We start from the raw sequence: 19,104 nt of genomic DNA, 5'->3' as shown, positions 1-19,104 counted from the left end.
TACAATTCACAAAACTTTTTTTTAATTTTTTTTAATCAAAAATATATCTGTACAAATCATTACCGTTTGCATACAGTACTAAAGCTATTAAAATAAAGAAACCAACCATTTGTGCATACTCCATAAATTTATCGTTAGGTTTTCTTCCTGTAATAATCTCATAGAGTAAAAATACTACGTGCCCCCCATCTAATGCAGGTATTGGTAAAATATTCATAAAAGCTAATATAATAGATATTAAAGCTGTTGTCATCCAGAAGCTATGCCAATCCCAAACTGGAGCAAACATATTACCAATAGCACCAAAACCACCTACTTGGCTAGCTCCTTTTTTAGTAAATACATATTTAAATTGTGCTACATAATCATGAAGTGTCCAATACGCATAATCAAACCCTTCTACAAAACTCTCTCCTAAAGAATATTCTTTTTCATTTGGTGTAATTCTGTTAAACGGATTTACTCTTACCCCAAAAACGCCAGTAGAATCTGTAGAAACCACTAATTCTTTTCTTTCTTTATTTGCTGTCTCTACCTCTATAGTAAATTCTTTATCTAAGTTTTCTTTTTTATGATCTTCAAATTCTTGCCAAGTAGCTAAAGGCGTACCATTAAAGGCTACAATTCTATCTCCTGCTTTTAAACCTGCTTTATCTGCGTGGGTTCCTTTTTCTACTTCACTTAACAGAGGATCTACTTTTAAACCAAAAGGAGACATATCTCCTGCTTTAAAAAGTTCTTCTCCTATATTTTCTGGAATTTGAATAGTTTCTTTATTTCCGTTTGCATGTAAAACTTCTACTGTTTCTACATCACGCATCATTAAATAACGGTTTATTTTTAAACCACCATTCATAGAAAGAATATTATCTAATTCTTCGTCATTTATTTTGGTGATCTTATCTCCATTTCTAAATCCGTATTTCTCTACCGTTTCAGAAACAATTAAACCGTCAGGTATACCATCATTACTCATCTCTTGGCTTCCCCAAACAAAAAGCACCATCATGTAAATAAGAAAACCTAAAATAATATTTACAGTAACCCCACCAATCATTATAATTAATCGTTGCCAAGCTGGCTTACTTCTAAACTCCCACGGTTGTGGTGGTTTTGCCATTTGCTCTTTATCCATACTCTCATCTATCATTCCTGATATTTTTACATACCCCCCTAAAGGCAACCAACCAATACCATACTCTGTACCGCCAATTTTCTTTTTAAAAAGGGAGAACTTGACATCAAAAAATAAATAGAATTTCTCTACTCTAGTTTTAAATAATTTGGCCGGAATAAAATGACCCAATTCGTGTAATACAATTAAAATTGATAAACTTAAAATTAGCTGAATAGCTTTTATAAAAAATGGACTCATAGTCTTTATTTCAATATTCTTGTTGTGAAAAATCGCACAAAAGTAAACTTTTAAATTTGCCTAGAAAAAAATCTCTTTCAATATCCGTTTTCATAGCAAATATTTAACCAAAAAAAACTTCTTCTAGAGAATAGGTTGTAATTTTGTAATAAATGTTACAGGTGTTATGCTCAAGTTTTTTAAAAAATATAAGTTTTTTGCTATTGTACTCTTTGTACTTTCTGCAATTATTATCTCTATTATCTACCAACTTTTAAAACCAAAACCTTCTTTACCCGTTTACCAGCCTAGTATGGTGAATACAGAATTGGTAGACACCACCGTACAATATATAAGAAAGTATCACACTATTTCAGATTTTAAATTAGTAAATCAAAATGGAGATACAATTACTCAAGATACCTATAAAGACAAAATTTATATTGCAGATTTTTTCTTTACAACCTGCCAAAGTATATGTCCTATTATGACAGACCATATGGCAAAAATTCAAGAACGCTATAAAAATGATTCTGAAATTTTGCTGCTCTCACACACAGTAACTCCAGAAATTGATACCGTGGCACAATTAAAACGTTACGCAAAAAAGAAAGGAGTAATTGATAGTAAATGGAATTTAGTGACCGGAGATAAAAAGCAAATTTATGATTTAGCTAGAAAATCTTATTTAGTAGCAAAATCACAGGGAGATGGTGGTAAATATGATATGGTGCACACAGAAAACTTTGCTTTAATTGATAAAAAAAAGAGAGTAAGAGGTTTTTACGATGGCACAGACCCTGAAGCTATTGAAAAACTAATGGAAGATGTTGAAATCTTAAAAAAACTAGAAAACCACAAATAAGTCTTTTCACTCCGCAAGCTTTTCTAAGAGTATAATTTATTCTATTTTTGTATTGTTTCAATTTAATCTAAATAAGGTTTGAAGTTTACAGTAGCCTCTTTACAAAAAGGACAAAAGGGAATTATTAAAAAATTCTCTAATGATGATATTCCACTAAAATTATTAGAAATGGGCTGCTTACCTGGTAACGAATTAGAATTAGTACAAACTGCACCATTTAGAGACCCTATGTACCTAAATATAAACGGAAGTCATTTAGCGATTAGAAAAGAAACGGCACTGTTGATTGAAATTGAAGTTGTAGAGTAATGCCAAAACAAATAAATGTAGCCTTAATAGGAAACCCTAATACAGGTAAAACCTCTGTATTTAATCACTTAACCGGTTTAAACCAACAAGTAGGGAATTACCCAGGAATTACCGTAGAAAAAAAAGAAGGTATTTGCAAATTACCTAGAAATTTAAAAGCTCATATTTTAGATCTTCCAGGAACTTATAGCTTAAACGCCTCTTCTTTAGATGAAAATATTGTTATTGAGTTATTACTTAATAAAAATGATAAAGATTTTCCAGACGTTGCGGTAGTAGTAAGTGATGTAGAAAATTTAAAAAGAAATTTACTTCTCTTTACACAAATTAAAGATTTAGGTATTCCTACCATTTTAGTGATAAATATGGCAGACAGAATGGAGCGTAAAGGGATTACTCTTGACGTAGAACTTCTAGAAAAACGCCTAAAAACCAAAATAGCTTTAATTAGTGCTCGCAAAAAAACAGGTATTGAAGAGTTAAAAGAGTTAATTGTTAACTACAGAAACATCACCTTAGAGCCTTGCGTAAACGCATCTACTATTGCACCAGATTATTTTGATGCTTTAAGAAAAGCTTTCCCTAACCAATCTCTTTATAAATTATGGTTGGTAATTACACAAGATGTAAATTTTGGAAACCTTAACCGTATTGAAATAGAAAAAGCTAGTGACTTTGAAACCAAAAAGAAAAGTGACTTAAAAAGGCTTCAGCAAAAAGAAACTATAGTTAGATATCAATTTATTAACGGTGTATTAAAAGAAACCTTTAAAAAAGATATTAACGCAGCTACAGATTTAAGATCTAAACTAGATAAAATACTTACCCATCAAGTTTGGGGCTATTTTATTTTCTTCGGAATTTTATTGTTAATGTTCCAAGCAATTTATGATTGGTCTAGCTACCCAATGGATTTAATTGACAGCACCTTTGCATTTTTAGGAGAATGGTCTAAATCTATTTTACCAGAAGGGATGTTCACCAATCTAATTTCTGAAGGAATTATACCAGGCTTAGGGGGTGTAGTTATTTTTATACCACAAATTGCATTTCTATTTCTATTTATTTCACTTTTAGAAGAAAGCGGATACATGAGTAGAGTTGTATTTTTGATGGATAGAGTGATGCGTAAATTTGGCTTAAGCGGTAAAAGTGTAGTGCCATTAGTATCTGGTACCGCTTGCGCAATCCCTGCAGTAATGGCTACTAGAAATATAGAAGACTGGAAAGAACGTTTAATTACCATACTAGTGGTTCCTTTTACCACTTGCTCTGCAAGACTTCCTGTTTATCTTATAATTATAGCCCTTGTGATACCTGACGAGCGTTTTCTTGGTATTTTTAATTTACAAGGCATCACTTTAATGCTATTATACTTATTAGGTTTTGGCGCATCAGTTTTTTCTGCTTGGGTTTTAAACAAAATCTTGCAAATAAAAAGCAAAAACTACTTTGTAATAGAAATGCCAGATTACAAATTGCCACTTTTTAAAAACGTTGCAATTACAGTAATTGAAAAAACAAAAGCCTTTGTTTTTGGTGCTGGTAAAATAATACTTGCAATTTCTATTGTATTATGGGTATTAGCTAGTTACGGACCTGGTGATAATTTTAACAATGCTGAAAAGATTGTAACAGAGCAATTTGGCAACGAGCTTTCTACGCAAGAATTTGAAAACCACGTAGCCTCTGTAAAGCTAGAAAATAGCTATATAGGTATTATGGGGAAAGGAATAGAGCCAATTGTTCAACCTTTAGGCTACGATTGGAAGATTGGTATAGCCATTGTTAGTTCTTTTGCTGCAAGAGAAGTATTTGTAGGTACCTTAGCTACTATTTACAGCGTAGGTAGTGATGAAGAAAAAACCATTAAAAATAGAATGGCGGCAGAGGTAAACCCTATTTTAGGCGGACCTTTATTTAATTTCGCTAGCGGAATAAGCTTACTATTATTTTACGCCTTTGCAATGCAATGTATGAGTACGCTAGCTATTGTAAAGAAAGAAACCAATTCTTGGAAATGGCCTGCATTGCAATTAATTTTCATGTCTGGTATAGCTTACGTAGCAGCATTAGCTGCATTTCAATTTTTAAAATAAAAAATTATGATACAAGAAATTTTAGTTTTTATTACATTCTTAATTGCTGTAGGGTTTTTAATTAAAAAGTTTTTCTGGAAAACACCTAAAAAAGCAACTCAAAATAATGCTAGTGCTTGTGGAAAATCTGATTGTGGTTGCCATTAAAAAAATGTTTATTTTCAATTTTTTAAATTTACAAACTGCCATGTTTTTAGATTTTTCATTTTAAATTAAAATATAATGTTTACTTTTTCTTTTAATCATATAGCCTTATCTGTTAAAAATGTAAACAACTCTTTTAAATTTTATCAAGAAATATTTCAGTTTGAAGAAATTGAAAACACAGCTTCAAACTCTAAAACTAGATGGCTTTCTATAAATGAGAAGAAAGAGCTTCATCTTATTCCGCGTCCAGATGCCGAAATAAAAACAAATAAAGCGGTTCATTTTGCTTTCGCTACTCCAAACTTAGATTTATTTATTGACCATTTAAATAAATTAAACATTCAATACTCAGATTGGATTAACTCTCCCAACAAAGATTATATTCGTAAAGATGGCATTTTACAAGTTTACTTTCAAGACCCTGACGGATATTGGATAGAAGTAAACAACAATATCTAAATACTTTATTTTATAAATAGAGCTTATATACTAATCTGTGCAGTTTGATTAAAAACTAATACTTTAATACTTGCACGGTTGCTTCCGCAAGGCAAAAAGCTGTAAATGTGATATTATACTATGTTGCCCACTGGTTTTTTCTTTTTCAGATATTTTTTTCCATTTAAAAATTTTCCAATAAAAGTACTTCTTACCAAATAGTGATAAGTCACAAAACAAATTAAAGTGGTTAATACAAGTACAATTATAAACTTACCTAAAGCAGGAATTGGCAATTCCCAAATAAATGCAGGAATGATTGCGGTTAATGGCAAGTGAATTAAATAAACCCAGTAAGAAGAATCAGAAATATAACGCATTATTTTTGAGTGTTTACTGCTGTACCTAATAAATAGTCCCGTTATACCAAATATAAACAACCAAACTATTAAAGAATTGAATAAAATTAATATTGTAGAATTTGAATTTGGGTTCAATTTCATTCCAGAATATTGAATTAGTAAGCCTTGGGTAATTACAAGGGTAACTGCTAAAAATGTACATTGCCAATCATATTTCATAAAGTTGTTCAAAAGGTTTTTTGATTTAAAAAGTATCCAACCTATGATATAGAAGAAAAAATAATACACGAATGTACTTAAATCTGGTATTAAAGAAACTGAAGCATTTATCATTGAAGTTTCCAGCGAGCTTAAAATAAAAAATGTAAAAGTTGAAAAAAACAATACACGTATTACAGGTTTTTGAATTAGCCAATTAAAAGTATTACTTATTCTGTTATCTATTTTTAATTTTTCACATAACAAACCAAGTAATACTGAAATTAAAGTAGTAAAAATTAAATAGTAAAGAAACCACAAATGAGAAGTTGTTTTTGGTAGAAAAACTACAATATTTGAGAACAATTGAATTGTAGTAATAAATGGATTTTCCTGATTTTCAAAAACAGCATTCGTATAACTAAAGGAAAAGTATATTATTGGTGAAAGTAAAAATAAAAAGATAATAAAAGGAAAAATTATTCTCCATACTCTATTTTTCAGCATATTAACAACACCTCTTTCATAAAATAGCATAGAACCAAAAAAACCAGCAACAAGAAAAAAAATTGGCATTCTAAAAGAATGTATAAAAAGAACAAGAAAGTCAGTCAAAATATAATTTGATTTAGGGTCTTTAATTCCCCAAGCATTTCCGTGGTTTGTTATGTTGTAAGTCAATGCAGAATGCAAAACTAACCCTAAAAGCATCATTATCGCACGCAAAGAGTCTAATGAGTGTATTCGTTCAGTTTTATTCTTTTGTTGATTCAATTATATTTCTAAATTTCAGTAAGCGTCCCAATTATCAACTTGTATACAGTAGTATATAAACAATTATTCTGAAGGAATTTCTAAACGAATAGAATAATCAATATTTTTTTCTTTTTTCATTTGGGTAGTTGGGTAAGGCATTAAACCATACACTCGAAAAGATTTTTCTGCTAAATAAAAAGAGGTTACGTTTTTCTCAGAGTTAGCAAGTACCACTTCTTGAGAGTCTATTAGCTTTCCATTTTGGGTTAATGTTATATTTATTTTGGCTTCACCTGCCCAAACGCACGTAACATCACTAGGGCATCTAGAATCTGCTACCACTTCTTTAAACAAGATACTGTAGTTATCCCAGCTATAAGCCTCGCCTTTTAACAATTTAACAGTTAAAACAGGTGTTGTTATTTCTTTTTTTTCTTGAGCGTAACTCCCTAAAAAAAAGAACATAGTAAGTATAAATAAGATTTTTTTCATTCTTAAATATAATATATTTTATCCTAAACCAACATCTAAAACCATCATGACCATAAAACCACCAATAAAACCTAATGTAGAAATATCTGTGTATTTATCTTGCTGAGATTCTGGCACTACCTCTTCTACTACTACAAAAATCATCGCTCCTGCTGCAAAACACAATGCGTAAGGTAAAATTGGCTGAAAAGTCATCACGGCATAAGCTCCAATAACAGCCGCAATAGGTTCTACAATTGCAGAAAGTTGACCGTAATTAAAACTTTTCCAACGGCTTAAACCTTGTCCGCGTAAAGGCATTGCCACTGCAAAACCTTCTGGAAAATTTTGAATTCCAATACCAATAGCTAATGCTACTGCTCCACCTATACTTGCCCCCTCAAAACCAGCAGCTACACCACCAAAAAGAACACCAATAGCCAAACCTTCTGGTATATTATGTAGCGTAATTGCTAAGGTTAGTAATACAGATTTATGCCACGGAGTTTTTATTCCTTCTTTTTCACTCATCTTAAAGTTCACGTGTAAATGCGGTAATACTTTATCTAATGAAAAAATAAAAAGAGCTCCCATCCCAAAACCAACAAGAGCAGGTATTGTTTTTACAAAACCCTCTCCCGGACTCATTTCTATCCCAGGCGCTAATAAACTCCAAAAACTGGCAGCCACCATCACACCTCCAGTAAAGCCCAGCATACCGTCAAAAAGTTTTCTGTTCATTTTTTTAAAGAAAAAAACCAAAGAAGCTCCTACAGCTGTTAGCCCCCAAGTAAAGAGAGTAGCGTAAAAAGCTGCTAGTACAGGATCTATAGATCCTAAATAGTCCACCAGATTATCGTACATAATTATTTTGTTTTTTTAATGTAAATATTTTTAGAAGCCAAGCTAGATATAGTAAGCTTATTTCCATCTACCTCTATAGACATACTATTATCAAAAGCTTCTTTCTCTATTACTTTTATATTATTTCCTAAAGAAATATTTAATTTATCTAAATATTTTAAAAATGCAGAAGAAGAATCGTCTACTCCTACACAAATACCTTCATCATTCTTTTGTAATTCAGCTAATATTTTCTTTTCTATGGTTGCAATATTTCCATTCTCATCAGGAATAGGATCTCCGTGCGGGTCATTTTTAGGGTAGCCTAAAAATTTATCTAGCTGTTTTATCAATTTATCAGAGTCTATATGCTCTAATTGTTCTGCTACTTCATGCACTTCATCCCAAGAAAATTCTAAGTTTTCAACCAAAAAAGTCTCCCAAAGCCTATGCTTTCTTATTACTTTAACCGCGTGCATTCTTCCTTTATCTGTAAGTCTGGCTCCTTGGTAAGGCTTATATATAAGAAGTTTCTTTTCAGAAAGTCTTTTAATCATATCTGTTGCAGATGAAGCCTTTGTGTCCATAAACTCTGCAATAGCATTAGTAGAAACCCCTTTATCTGTTTCTTGTTGTAGGTTAAAAATTGCTTTTAAATAATTCTCTTCAGAAAGTGTCATCTCATTTTTTTACTTCCACAAAAATACATTTTTTTATTTAAAAACAAATTTTTAGATTTGTCTAAAAATTAATTTACACAAAACAAATCTTAATGAAAATAATTCAACTCTTAATTTTAACTTTCTCCATAGTAGGCTTTTCACAAGAAATGACTAGTTTAAAAGGAAAAGTAACTTCTGAAGGAAACCCCGTCCCATTTGCTAATATTACTATTACACAAACCACAAAAGGAACCTCTGCAGATTTAGATGGAGAGTATTATTTAGAGATTGCACCTGGTACTTATACTTTTAAAATTCAAGCCGTAGGGTTTAAAACAGAAACTATCACTTTTACCACAGCAGATTACCAATCAAAAAATCTAAATATTGAACTACAAAAAGATATGTTAGGCTTAGAAGATGTAGTAATTAGCGCAACTAGAAACAGAGTTAATGTAAAGAAAACACCTGTGGTAGTAAATGTTTTGAGTCCAAAGCTATTTAATGCAACACAATCTATTGCTGTGGCAGAAAGTTTAAATTATCAGCCTGGAGTTCGTGTAGAAACTAATTGCCAAAATTGTGGCTTTACGCAAGTAAGACTTAACGGATTAGACGGAAGCTACACACAAGTACTAATTAACAGTCGTGCCGTTTTTAGTGCATTAAATAGTGTTTACGGTTTAGAGCAAATACCTACTTCTATATTAGATAGAATTGAGGTAGTAAGAAGTGGTGGTTCTGCTCTGTATGGCTCTAATGCAATTGCAGGAACCGTTAATATAATTACTAAAGACCCTATTTTAAATTCTTGGGAAGTATCTTCTAATTTTGGACTAATAGATGGAGAAGTACCAGACAGAACTTTTAATGCTAACGCTACTGTAGTGAGTGAAGATTTAAGAAGCGGTATTACCGTTTACGGTATGAAAAGAGATCGTGATAGTTATGATGCTAACGGAGATCGTTTTACCGAATTAACAGAACTAACCAATACAAGTTTAGGTACTAAAACATTTTTTAAACCAAATGATAATAGCAAAATTAGTTTAGACATAACTGCTATTGAGGAATATAGACGTGGAGGAAACAAACTAGATTTAGCACCCCACCTAACAGACATTACAGAAGAATTAGACCATAACACACTTATGGGAGGACTTACTTATGAAATTAGTAATGATGAGAAAACTAATAATTTTTCTGTCTATGCATCTGGACAGCATACAGACAGAAAAAGTTATTATGGCGGTTTAGGTGGTGGCAGAACTGCGCAAGACTCTATAATTGCTGCTAATGCTTATGGTAATACAGATGATTTGGCCTTATTGTTTGGTGGCCAATACACTAGGTTTTTTAAAAATAACGATATACTAACCGTTGGGACCGAGTATAACTTAAATAACACCCAAGATGATATTGCGGGTTACAATCGTTTTATAGATCAAGAAGTATACTCATTAGGAACATTTGCTCAATATGAATGGAAACCAATAGAACAATTTTCTGCATTGATAGGTGGTAGATTTGATTATGTAAACGTAGAAGGAAATTACAGCGTACAAAATGTAAATAGAACCTCTAATATAGACCAAGCAGTACTAAGTCCGCGGTTAACAATGATGTATACTTTTGCAGAAAATTGGCGTTTACGTGGAGGTTATGCTCGTGGTTTTAGAGCTCCGCAAGCTTTTAATGAAGATTTACATATTTCTTCTGTGGGAGGTGAGCCTCAGTTTGTCATTTTGTCTGAAGATTTAGAAACAGAATATTCTAATGCTTTTACTGCTTCTTTAAATTACTCTAAAAATTTTAAAAAACTACAGACTAACTTTTTACTAGAAGGGTTTTACACAAATCTTGAAAACCCGTTTACCACCGTAAGTACAGGTTCTAGTTTACCAAACGGGTCTATTTTAGAAGAAGTAAGAAACGGTAGTGGCGCACACGTAGCAGGAGCTAATTTTGAAATAGGTATTTCCCCTTCTTCTAAATTTGCATTTCAAATGGGAGGGACTATACAAGAGTCTAAATATAGTGAAGACCAACTTCTTTTTGAAGCCGATGGAAGCAACCCTAATGAAACTAATATTTTGATAAAAGATTTTGTAAGAAACCCAAATATATACGGTTATTTAAATACAAATATTACGGTTCTAGAAGAGTCTAGTATTGATATTACAGGTACTTATACCGGAGAAATGACAGTGCCTTTAGTTGTAAGTGACACTGGGTTTTTACGACTTAATGAGAGTAATCCTTTTTACGATATAAACTTAAAACTGAATCATCATATTGATTTGACAGAAAACCTTCAAGTTAATATTTTTGGAGGAGTAAAAAATATCTTTAATAGTTACCAAGATGATTTTGATACCGGTGCTACAAGAGATTCTGATTACGTATATGGGCCAGCACAGCCAAGAACATTTTTCTTTGGAATAAAATTTGGTAATCTACATAATCAATAATAACCCCAATAAGTTTTGTTGATCTAAAGCTTTTTGGTTGTTCAAGAGCACCTTCTTTTTCTAGAAGGTGTTCGCCTTTAAATAAGTAAGATTTGTTATGCTAACAAAAAAAATATTTTTTCTATTGTTACTTTGCTCTACAAGTACGTTTGCTCAATCTACCGTAAATTGGTTAAGATTTGAGCAGTTAGAAACCTCTTTACAACAAGAAACCAAACCTGTTTTATTGTTTTTTTATGCAGATTGGTGTGCTTATTGTAAAAAAATGGAACAAAACGCTTTTAAAAACAAAGGGGTAATTGAACAATTAAACCGTGAGTTTTATGTAGTGAAAATGAATGCAGAAACCACAGAACCTATTACTTTTGATGGGTCTACTTTTTATAATAAAGAGGTAGAAATAAAAAGAAACCCTACCCATCAACTTGCTAAACTATTAGCGAGTAGAACAGATAAACCATTTACCTTACCTGCTATAGTATTATTAGATGAAAGTTTTAAAGTAATTAATAGAAAGTTTACTTACTTAACTTCTTCTCAATTAATAAAGTTTATAAATTATAAGCGTTAGGGATTGTCGTGAAAATCCTTTGGCAATTTTATGAGCCAAAGATTGTAACAAAAGCCCGACCGTTAGGGAACGCCCTTTTAAAATTTGCGCTCTTTTTGTATTTGCTCGTAAGCTTCTTGTACTTTATTAAATTTTTCTTGCGCCCCTTTTCTGTAAACCTCATCCATATGTTGTAATTTATCTGGATGGTATTTTTTCACCATTGTACGGTATGCTTTTTTTACCTCTGCATCAGATACGCTTTTATCAATTTCTAAAATTTTATATGCGTTAGAAGTATCTCCTGGTTGGCTACCAGAAACTGTAAACATGGCTTTTATACTTTCAAAATCTTGCTGACTTAACCGTAGAGAACCCGCTATTTTAGCCAATTCATTTAATTCGCCATAAGAAACATTTCCATCTGCTTGCGCTATGCCAAACAAAAAATGTAAAATTTGTAGTCTTACCTCGTAAGTGGTACGCATATGTAAATAGGCACAAATTCTACCTGCATCTATTTGTCTGTTTTTTACAACCTCATTGTAGGTTCTAAAAGTTGCATTGGCACGCTCTTTACCGTAGGCTTTTACAAAATAACTTCTTACATAGTCTAGCTCTTGTTGGTTAACTTTACCATCTGCTTTTACTACAATGGTAGAGAGAGACAGTAAATTGAGCTCAAAATCTCCCATAGAAACTTCTTCATCTTGCCCAAACATTTTAGAAACACTTCTATGTGCCCCACCGCCTTGTTTTATAAAAAACTCGATTAATGTTCCCAACAAAAATCCTAAAATTGCACCAGGAAATTTCATGTAAATTAAACCCAATACCGCCAAAACCCATTTCACCATAATTATGTAATTGAGGTACAAATATAAAAAGCTTAGCTCAGCTTAATAAGGTTTAAAGACATTTATCGTTTTATTGTAATGCTTTTGGTGTTTTCTCGACCTTATATGTAAGAAAGCTATTTAAAGTATATTGGGTTATACTGTATAAGCAATTACTTATTTAATATCTTTGTAAATTATTATTAAAATTAATATTCAAAAAAAATAAAAATATGTATCCAGCAGATTTAGTAAGACCTATGCGTGCAGAATTAACTGCCGTTGGTTTTGAAGAGTTACACGATGTTGAAGCAGTAGAAAAGGCGATGAAAAAAGAAGGAACTACACTTGTAGTTGTAAATTCTGTTTGTGGTTGTGCTGCAGCTAATGCTAGACCAGGAGCAAGAATGTCTTTAGATAATAGTAAAAAACCAGATAATTTAGTAACTGTTTTTGCAGGAGTAGATAGAGAAGCTACAGATAAAGCTAGATCTCTTATGGTGCCTTTCCCTCCTAGCTCACCATCTATGGCTTTATTTAAAGATGGCGAATTAGTACACATGTTGGAGCGTCACCATATTGAAGGAAGACCAGCAGAGATGATTGCAGAAAACTTAAGAGATGCTTATAACGAGTATTGCTAATACTTAAATATAAAATCATTTTAAAAGCCACTATTATAGTGGCTTTTTTTAAATCAAAAAAATGAATATTATTTCTTCTAAAATAATATTTACTATGCACGCATACTTGTTTTAGAACAATTATTAAAAATAGTGGCTTTTAAAAACTATTTTTGTGCTATTAATTGCTTTTTAATGAAGAAATTTTTTTCGTATCCCGTTTCTGTTATATACTATTTATGCTTCGGGCTATCTCTTGTAGTTTTTCACCCAATACAATGGGTTTGCTACAATGTATTTGGTTACCAAGCACATAAAAAAAGTGTAGATGTTTTAAACTTCTTTTTAATTAGATGTCTAAATATTTTAGGAACTAGAATTACTTTTGAAAATACATATCAATTACCAGAAGGCGTACCACATATAATTGTGGCTAATCACCAAAGTACATATGATATACCACCAATAATTTGGTATTTAAGAAAGCTTCACCCTAAATTTATTAGTAAAAAAGAACTAGGTAAAGGTATCCCTAGTATTTCTTACAACTTAAGAAATGGAGGTTCTATATTAATAGATAGAAAAAACTCTAGACAATCTTTACCTGCAATTAAAAATTTTGCAGAATATTTAAATAAAACCAATAGAGCTGCCGTTATTTTCCCAGAAGGTACACGCAGTAAAACAGGAGTACCAAAAAGATTTTCTCCTAACGGTTTAAAAATGTTATTTAAATACTGCCCAAATGCAGTAATTGTTCCTATCACTATTAACAATTCTTGGAAAATTGTTCAGTATGGATCTTTTCCTTTAAATTTAGGTGTTCACGTAAAACTAACCGTACAAGAACCTATATTAGTTAATAAATTTGATACGGAAACATTAGTAGAAAAAATAGAACAAGAAATTAAAAAAGATATTATTACTCAATAAACTAGATATTATGGCTGAAAAAAATGTGAGATTGGAAGTAATGCAGCAACTGGAGTCTAAAGTTGATGGATTTATTGATGAATTTTTAATTCCTGTAGAAAAAATTTGGCAACCAACAGACTTTTTGCCAAACTCTCAAGCAGATACTTTTTACGATGAAGTAACAGAGATTAGAGAATTAGCTAAAGAATTACCTTACGATTTTTGGGTAGTTTTAGTTGGCGATACCATTACTGAAGAAGCCCTACCAACCTATGAGTCTTGGCTAATGGATGTAGAAGGAGTTAACCAACACGACGGAGGTACTGCTTGGTCCCGTTGGGTAAGGTATTGGACAGGAGAAGAAAATAGACACGGAGATGTACTTAATAAATATCTTTATCTTTCTGGTAGAGTAAATATGATTGAGGTAGAGCGTACCACCCAACACTTAATTAACGATGGTTTTGATATTGGTACCGATAGAGACCCTTACAAAAACTTTGTATATACTAGTTTTCAAGAGTTGGCTACCTACATTTCTCACAATAGAGTAGCTAAATTAGCAAGACAACACGGTAATAAATCATTATCTAAAATGTGTAAAATTATTTCTGGAGATGAAATGAGGCACTATAATGCCTACAGCACATTTGTAAAAGAAATTTTTAGCATAGATCCAAGCCAAATGATGATTGCTTTTAAAGATATGATGAAGCATAAAATTGTAATGCCTGCTATGTTTTTAAGAGAATCTGGAGATAGTATAGGTGATGCTTTTGATGAGTTTTCTAACGCAGCACAACGTATTGGAGTTTATACAGGTCAAGATTATATTGACATTATGAAAAAACTTATTGTACGTTGGGATATAGAAAAGATTACAGGTCTTACAGATGAAGCAGAAAAAGCTCGTGATTTTGTAATGAGTCTTCCTGCTAGAATGGAACGTATTAATCAAAGAATAAAAATTTCTGAAAAGATCACACACTTTAAGTGGGTAAATCCTGCAATGGTGAAATAAAAATGATAACCCATTCATAAAAAAATCCTGTTTTAAAGTTTTAAAACAGGATTTTTTTATTCATTTTTATTAACTATTATATATATAACCAATCTTATGAAAAAACTTTTACTTCTTGTTGCATTTACTTGCTTTATCTCTATTTCTTCTTATTCTCAATTTTATGGTAGTTTTTGTTATGATTGTTACACTTCTATAGAAGTAGGAGGCATAAGCTCTAACATATCTGGATTAGACAAATCTTCCGCAAAAACTGGTTTTTACTTAGGCTTTTTAGTTTATACAGAAATTAGTGACAGTTTTGCTATAAGAACAGGGACCACCTACAATAGTTTAGGCGCTCATATTGAAGGGTATGATGAACCTCTTCAACTACATTCTATTAATTTTCCTTTAGGCTTAAATTATATAAAAGACTACAAATATCAAGCTTTTGTAGGAGGGGAACTCGGCACAAATTATTTTGGTACCGATCCTCGCTTAGAAAACGCAGATTCATTTTATGATTCATTTGAAATTCAAGATAATATAACACTTTTTGATGCAAGTATATATTTTGGAGTTGGTTATATTATTGCAGATAATATAGATATTAACTTAAAATATAATCTCGGAGTAACTAACATAAGTAAATATCCAGAACAAAATCTAAAGAAAAATTGGCTAACACTAAGTGCTGCTTATACGTTTAGATACTAAAAAAGAAAAAATTGAATACAGAACTTCCTATTATAAAAACGACCAAAGCATTTGTAAAAAACGAACTTGAAAATGCAGAAGGCGGACACGATTGGTTTCACGTAGAGCGAGTTTATAAAAATGCTATGCTTATTGCTAAAGATGAACCTGTAAACTTAGAAATTGTAGCTTTAGGAGCTTTGCTACATGATATTGCAGACGCTAAGTTTTATGGTGGAGACGAAACTGTTGGACCACAAAAAGCAAAGGAGTTTTTAACTTCTGTAAACGCTGAATCTCATATAATTGAACACGTGATAAAAATTATTGAAAATATATCTTTTAAAGGAGGTAATTTTAAACAAGATTTTCATTCTAAAGAGCTAGATATTGTGCAAGACGCAGATCGTTTAGATGCGCTTGGTGCAATTGGTATAGCTAGAACATTTAATTACGGCGGTTTTAAAAATCGTAAACTTTATGATCCAGATATTGCTCCTAAACTAGATATGACTAAAGAAGAATATAAAAAAGGAGACAACCCTACCATTAATCATTTTTATGAAAAATTACTTCTTCTAAAAGACAAAATGAACACAAAAAAAGGAAGACAATTAGCAGAAGAGCGACATTTGTTTATGGAAAAATTTTTAGAACAGTTTTATAAAGAATGGGAAGGTAAGATTTAAAATAACTTATACTGCGGATTTTTTAATTGTAAATAGTGCGAAGTATCTAAAACCGACTGCTTTTTATTTGGAAGAAATTTTGCCCTTGCAATTTTAAATTGCTGAGCTATTTGATTAGAAAACTCTCCCTCACCTCTCATTCTTGTTCCAAAACGACTATCATTTAAACTCCCACCATGGCAAGCTTCTATCTGATGTAAAACCCTGTTAGCTTTATTAGGTATTGCTTTTTTTATCCAATCAGAAAAAATATCTGCAATAGCTCCATTTAATCTTACCACCGTATATCCTACAGAAATTGCCCCAACCTCACTCACTGCTTTTACTATTGGTAAAATTTCATGACTATTAATAAATGGTATAATTGGCGCTACCATCACATTTACTGGTATTCCGTTTTTAGATAGTTCTTCTACCGTTTTTAAACGTTGTTTTATACTAGCAGTTCTTGGCTCTAACAACCGTCTAGTTTCTTCTTGCAACGATGTAATAGAGATATTTACTCTTATACAATTCAGCTTAGCTAAATCTTTTAAAATATCTAGATCTCGCAGCACTAAACTATTTTTAGTAATTATACCAGTTGGGTGTTTGTACCTCAGCATTACCTCTAGACATTGCCTTGTAATTTGCAGTTTCTTTTCTATGGGTTGGTAACAATCTGTATTACCTGAAAAAACAATGGTATTTGGCTCCCAGTTTTTTTGCTGAAGTTTTTTTTCTAATAATTGTGGTGCGTTTTTTTTAACTAAAATCTGTTTTTCAAAATCTAAGCCTGCACTATAACCCCAATATTCGTGAGAGTTACGTGCGTAACAATAAATACAACCGTGCTCACAACCTTGGTACGGATTTACAGAATACTCCATCCCAACATCGGGACTATTTACTTTATTAACAATAGTTTTTGGGAAAATTTCTTGAAAACGAGTTTTTAAATCTTGTGCTTCTTCACCTTCTTGGTAACAGTATTCTAGAAACTCGGCATCTGTAGTATGCTTCATTTCTTCAAACTTATTGTGCACATTTTGTTGCGCCCCTCTTCCTTTTAAAAATTCATTCGAAAGCATAAAAAAACTTTGGCTCTTTACAGAACCAAAGTTAATTATATTTATTGGATATATTACTTGTTTTAGGATTTCATCCTACAATGTTAATTTTATCATTCTTGTGTTTTTACCCTTACTTCCTTCTAAAACAACAGCATTAAAATCATCTGTTACCACTCCTTCAGACACCTTATAAGTCACCTTAGACTCTTCATTATTAACCAATTGTTCATAATTAAAATCGCCGTTAGGCAAAATTTCAACTAGATATAAACTAAGTTTCTTAACTCGTTTATCGTCAAACCGAATACGATCATCTTTTAGTTTTTTAACTTTATCTGATCCGTTTAATAAAATGATAACTCTATTATCCTTAACTGTAGATAAGTATGAGTAATAGTCTACAGCTTTACCTTGGGTAACTTGTTTTTTATTGATGTTTCTAGCCCACTCCATCTTACCAGAACTATTTATTTTACAAGCTAAGATATCGTTATAATGATAAGTGTATGTAGTACCGTATTTTGTAGAGTGTGCTTGAACAAAATATTCTTCTGCTGTAAAATATACATTTTCATTATCATCTATATGCAAACCTCTATAGGTAAGGTTAGATAATTCTTTTCCTTTTTTAGATACTTTCTCTCCCCTTTTTTCTCCGTATTTATCTATCATAAATTGTTTTGTAAACGGATTAAATGATGAGGCTTGAATGCTAAAGTTTTCTTTATTAATATTGTAATAGACAGTACCTTTATAACGAAAATCATTTTTTTCTGAGTAAAAGCCCACTCCTACCAAATTGTTATCATCGTTAATCAATTCCATCGACCCTACAAAATTTTCCTCTGTATTAAAAGATAACTCTTTAGTCCCTTTTGCATTCAATTTATAAAGTTTATACTTATAATTAGCTTTTCCTTTTTTCTTTCTGGCCTTACCCTCATATTGTTTTCCTAAGAAAAATACATCACCATTATTATTATCTATAGTTAAAGAATTATAGTTAAAAAATGCATCTTTCACACCATCTTGCTTAAATTCGTTTTCAAAAACCAGTTCTAAATCATTATTGTACACTTTTACTAAGTGTGTTTCTTCTTTATCGTCTTTAATATCAAAATTAAAAGTTATAAATTTTCTATTATCAGACAGGTAAACTTCTCCTGTAGGATCGTGATCTATTTTACTAGCGTTAGTAATACCAAAAACAATGGGTAAATAAAAAGGTTTTTTTACTTTTTTTCTTGATATTGAAAAGATTTTCTTTGTCGTAAATTTAAAGTCTGCTAATGAGGAAGATAGTAAATTATAGTCATTTGTTTTATCTTCTCTGTTGCGCTTATATTCTATGATATGTAATTGACCATCTTTTATAAACAAATTTTTTATACTGCTGTGGTCTATCTCATAATCGTATTCCTTTACTAATTCTAAACTAGCATCATAATGCTCTAAATAATAGCCTCTAGCTTTTCCTGAGCCGTTATAATACATTCTTGCAGAAACAAACCCGCCATTGCCATCATCTGCAGTAAAACTAAGTTTTGTATCTTTTTTTTGATCTTTACCAATTTCACTTTTTTGAATTTGAATTGGACTAATTTGCGCACTTAGACTAATGCTTAAAAATAGCATTACTAAGGAAAGTAATTTTAGTTTCATTGATTAAGTTTATAGTTTTAAGCAATATACATAGATTTTGTTAAAATTTTAACTTGTTACATAAAAAAAACCGTTACTTGTAATAGTAACGGTTTAAAAAATA

At 31.4% G+C, this 19,104-nt stretch carries 20 protein-coding genes; 12 read left to right on the top strand and 8 right to left on the bottom strand.

All coding sequences use genetic code 11. The annotated features are described in order from the left end of the window. Positions 1-31 precede the first annotated feature (31 nt). Positions 32-1,375, bottom strand: a complete 1,344-nt coding sequence (rseP, locus tag BUC03_RS08675; RefSeq protein ID WP_073150477.1) for an RIP metalloprotease RseP — start codon at positions 1,373-1,375, stop codon at positions 32-34. Between the two features lie 166 nt (positions 1,376-1,541). Between rseP and BUC03_RS08670 the strand changes: the two genes are divergently transcribed. The 5 genes from BUC03_RS08670 (at position 1,542) to BUC03_RS08655 (ending at position 5,233) form a co-directional block, all read left to right on the top strand. After that, positions 1,542-2,219 carry an SCO family protein gene (locus BUC03_RS08670; protein WP_073150474.1) on the top strand — a complete coding sequence of 226 codons (678 nt, stop codon included), beginning with the start codon at positions 1,542-1,544 and terminating at the stop codon, positions 2,217-2,219. Positions 2,220-2,297: 78 nt separating this feature from the next. Then, positions 2,298-2,528, top strand: coding sequence for a FeoA family protein (locus BUC03_RS08665; RefSeq protein ID WP_073150471.1), 231 nt, complete (start codon positions 2,298-2,300; stop codon positions 2,526-2,528). Beyond that, the gene (gene feoB / locus BUC03_RS08660) at positions 2,528-4,627 is read left to right on the top strand and encodes a ferrous iron transport protein B (protein WP_073150468.1); all 2,100 of its coding nucleotides are present in this window, start codon (positions 2,528-2,530) and stop codon (positions 4,625-4,627) included. Before BUC03_RS08665 ends, feoB begins: the two co-directional genes overlap by 1 nt. 6 nt (positions 4,628-4,633) lie before the next feature. Further along, positions 4,634-4,774, top strand: coding sequence for a FeoB-associated Cys-rich membrane protein (locus BUC03_RS15110; RefSeq protein WP_143159166.1), 141 nt, complete (start codon positions 4,634-4,636; stop codon positions 4,772-4,774). Between the two features lie 75 nt (positions 4,775-4,849). Beyond that, complete coding sequence (locus BUC03_RS08655; protein ID WP_073150465.1) at positions 4,850-5,233, top strand: VOC family protein; 384 nt, start codon at positions 4,850-4,852, stop codon at positions 5,231-5,233. Positions 5,234-5,346: 113 nt separating this feature from the next. Here the strand turns inward: BUC03_RS08655 and BUC03_RS08650 are convergent, their stop codons facing one another. The 4 genes from BUC03_RS08650 to BUC03_RS08635 form a co-directional block, all read right to left on the bottom strand. Further along, positions 5,347-6,546 carry an acyltransferase family protein gene (locus tag BUC03_RS08650; protein ID WP_143159165.1) on the bottom strand — a complete coding sequence of 400 codons (1,200 nt, stop codon included), beginning with the start codon at positions 6,544-6,546 and terminating at the stop codon, positions 5,347-5,349. Between the two features lie 63 nt (positions 6,547-6,609). After that, positions 6,610-7,020 (bottom strand): hypothetical protein, encoded by a 411-nt coding sequence (locus tag BUC03_RS08645; protein WP_073150462.1) that lies wholly within the window; start codon positions 7,018-7,020, stop codon positions 6,610-6,612. Between the two features lie 18 nt (positions 7,021-7,038). Further along, positions 7,039-7,863, bottom strand: a complete 825-nt coding sequence (locus BUC03_RS08640; protein ID WP_073150459.1) for a ZIP family metal transporter — start codon at positions 7,861-7,863, stop codon at positions 7,039-7,041. A gap of 2 nt (positions 7,864-7,865) precedes the next feature. Next, positions 7,866-8,522 carry a metal-dependent transcriptional regulator gene (locus BUC03_RS08635; RefSeq protein WP_073150456.1) on the bottom strand — a complete coding sequence of 219 codons (657 nt, stop codon included), beginning with the start codon at positions 8,520-8,522 and terminating at the stop codon, positions 7,866-7,868. 92 nt (positions 8,523-8,614) lie between these two features. On the opposite strand from BUC03_RS08635, the gene BUC03_RS08630 reads away from it, so the two are divergent. Together BUC03_RS08630 and BUC03_RS08625 are read left to right on the top strand one after the other, a co-directional pair. Then, on the top strand, positions 8,615-10,975 hold the full coding sequence (locus BUC03_RS08630) for a TonB-dependent receptor (RefSeq protein ID WP_073150453.1): 2,361 nt from the start codon (positions 8,615-8,617) through the stop codon (positions 10,973-10,975). Between the two features lie 97 nt (positions 10,976-11,072). Further along, positions 11,073-11,546 (top strand): thioredoxin family protein, encoded by a 474-nt coding sequence (locus BUC03_RS08625; protein WP_073150450.1) that lies wholly within the window; start codon positions 11,073-11,075, stop codon positions 11,544-11,546. Positions 11,547-11,623: 77 nt separating this feature from the next. On the opposite strand, the gene BUC03_RS08620 is transcribed toward BUC03_RS08625, so the two are convergent. After that, the gene (locus tag BUC03_RS08620; protein WP_073150448.1) at positions 11,624-12,382 is read right to left on the bottom strand and encodes a TerB family tellurite resistance protein; all 759 of its coding nucleotides are present in this window, start codon (positions 12,380-12,382) and stop codon (positions 11,624-11,626) included. Positions 12,383-12,594: 212 nt separating this feature from the next. Between BUC03_RS08620 and BUC03_RS08615 the strand changes: the two genes are divergently transcribed. The 5 genes from BUC03_RS08615 (at position 12,595) to BUC03_RS08595 (ending at position 16,287) form a co-directional block, all read left to right on the top strand. Further along, positions 12,595-13,005 (top strand): BrxA/BrxB family bacilliredoxin, encoded by a 411-nt coding sequence (locus BUC03_RS08615; protein WP_073150445.1) that lies wholly within the window; start codon positions 12,595-12,597, stop codon positions 13,003-13,005. Positions 13,006-13,179: 174 nt separating this feature from the next. Further along, positions 13,180-13,917, top strand: a complete 738-nt coding sequence (locus BUC03_RS08610; RefSeq protein WP_073150442.1) for a lysophospholipid acyltransferase family protein — start codon at positions 13,180-13,182, stop codon at positions 13,915-13,917. A 10-nt stretch (positions 13,918-13,927) separates the two neighbouring features. Next, positions 13,928-14,920 (top strand): acyl-ACP desaturase, encoded by a 993-nt coding sequence (locus BUC03_RS08605; RefSeq protein WP_073150439.1) that lies wholly within the window; start codon positions 13,928-13,930, stop codon positions 14,918-14,920. Positions 14,921-15,016: 96 nt separating this feature from the next. After that, positions 15,017-15,619: an outer membrane beta-barrel protein gene (locus tag BUC03_RS08600; RefSeq protein ID WP_073150436.1), complete on the top strand. Its 603-nt coding sequence runs from the start codon at positions 15,017-15,019 to the stop codon at positions 15,617-15,619. An 11-nt stretch (positions 15,620-15,630) separates the two neighbouring features. Next, entirely contained in the window at positions 15,631-16,287 is a 657-nt protein-coding gene (locus BUC03_RS08595) for an HD domain-containing protein (protein WP_073150433.1), read from the top strand. Here BUC03_RS08595 and BUC03_RS08590 read toward each other — a convergent pair. Then, on the bottom strand, positions 16,284-17,357 hold the full coding sequence (locus BUC03_RS08590) for a PA0069 family radical SAM protein (RefSeq protein WP_073150430.1): 1,074 nt from the start codon (positions 17,355-17,357) through the stop codon (positions 16,284-16,286). The two genes, BUC03_RS08595 and BUC03_RS08590, sit on opposite strands and share 4 nt — an antisense overlap. Before the next feature lie 75 nt (positions 17,358-17,432). After that, on the bottom strand, positions 17,433-19,001 hold the full coding sequence (locus BUC03_RS08585; RefSeq protein ID WP_073150428.1) for a hypothetical protein: 1,569 nt from the start codon (positions 18,999-19,001) through the stop codon (positions 17,433-17,435). Between the last annotated feature and the right edge of the window lie 103 nt (positions 19,002-19,104).

The organism is Mesonia phycicola (assembly GCF_900141885.1).
GTDB classification, from domain to species: domain Bacteria; phylum Bacteroidota; class Bacteroidia; order Flavobacteriales; family Flavobacteriaceae; genus Mesonia; species Mesonia phycicola.
Note: the sequence above shows the minus strand (reverse complement) of the source record. Positions and strands in the feature narration are given on the sequence as shown.

Excerpts from the sequence above, each read along its gene's own strand:
- rseP (WP_073150477.1), bottom strand. The coding sequence starts at position 1,375 with ATGAGTCCATTTTTTATAAAAGCTATTCAGCTAATTTTAAGTTTATCA.
- BUC03_RS15110 (WP_143159166.1), top strand. The coding sequence starts at position 4,634 with ATGATACAAGAAATTTTAGTTTTTATTACATTCTTAATTGCTGTAGGG.
- BUC03_RS08585 (WP_073150428.1), bottom strand. The coding sequence starts at position 19,001 with ATGAAACTAAAATTACTTTCCTTAGTAATGCTATTTTTAAGCATTAGT.
- BUC03_RS08630 (WP_073150453.1), top strand. The coding sequence starts at position 8,615 with ATGAAAATAATTCAACTCTTAATTTTAACTTTCTCCATAGTAGGCTTT.
- BUC03_RS08635 (WP_073150456.1), bottom strand. The coding sequence starts at position 8,522 with ATGACACTTTCTGAAGAGAATTATTTAAAAGCAATTTTTAACCTACAA.
- BUC03_RS08670 (WP_073150474.1), top strand. The coding sequence starts at position 1,542 with ATGCTCAAGTTTTTTAAAAAATATAAGTTTTTTGCTATTGTACTCTTT.
- BUC03_RS08645 (WP_073150462.1), bottom strand. The coding sequence starts at position 7,020 with ATGAAAAAAATCTTATTTATACTTACTATGTTCTTTTTTTTAGGGAGT.
- BUC03_RS08655 (WP_073150465.1), top strand. The coding sequence starts at position 4,850 with ATGTTTACTTTTTCTTTTAATCATATAGCCTTATCTGTTAAAAATGTA.
- BUC03_RS08590 (WP_073150430.1), bottom strand. The coding sequence starts at position 17,357 with ATGCTTTCGAATGAATTTTTAAAAGGAAGAGGGGCGCAACAAAATGTG.
- BUC03_RS08625 (WP_073150450.1), top strand. The coding sequence starts at position 11,073 with ATGCTAACAAAAAAAATATTTTTTCTATTGTTACTTTGCTCTACAAGT.
- BUC03_RS08615 (WP_073150445.1), top strand. The coding sequence starts at position 12,595 with ATGTATCCAGCAGATTTAGTAAGACCTATGCGTGCAGAATTAACTGCC.
- BUC03_RS08600 (WP_073150436.1), top strand. The coding sequence starts at position 15,017 with ATGAAAAAACTTTTACTTCTTGTTGCATTTACTTGCTTTATCTCTATT.
- BUC03_RS08610 (WP_073150442.1), top strand. The coding sequence starts at position 13,180 with ATGAAGAAATTTTTTTCGTATCCCGTTTCTGTTATATACTATTTATGC.
- BUC03_RS08605 (WP_073150439.1), top strand. The coding sequence starts at position 13,928 with ATGGCTGAAAAAAATGTGAGATTGGAAGTAATGCAGCAACTGGAGTCT.
- BUC03_RS08620 (WP_073150448.1), bottom strand. The coding sequence starts at position 12,382 with ATGGTGAAATGGGTTTTGGCGGTATTGGGTTTAATTTACATGAAATTT.
- feoB (WP_073150468.1), top strand. The coding sequence starts at position 2,528 with ATGCCAAAACAAATAAATGTAGCCTTAATAGGAAACCCTAATACAGGT.
- BUC03_RS08640 (WP_073150459.1), bottom strand. The coding sequence starts at position 7,863 with ATGTACGATAATCTGGTGGACTATTTAGGATCTATAGATCCTGTACTA.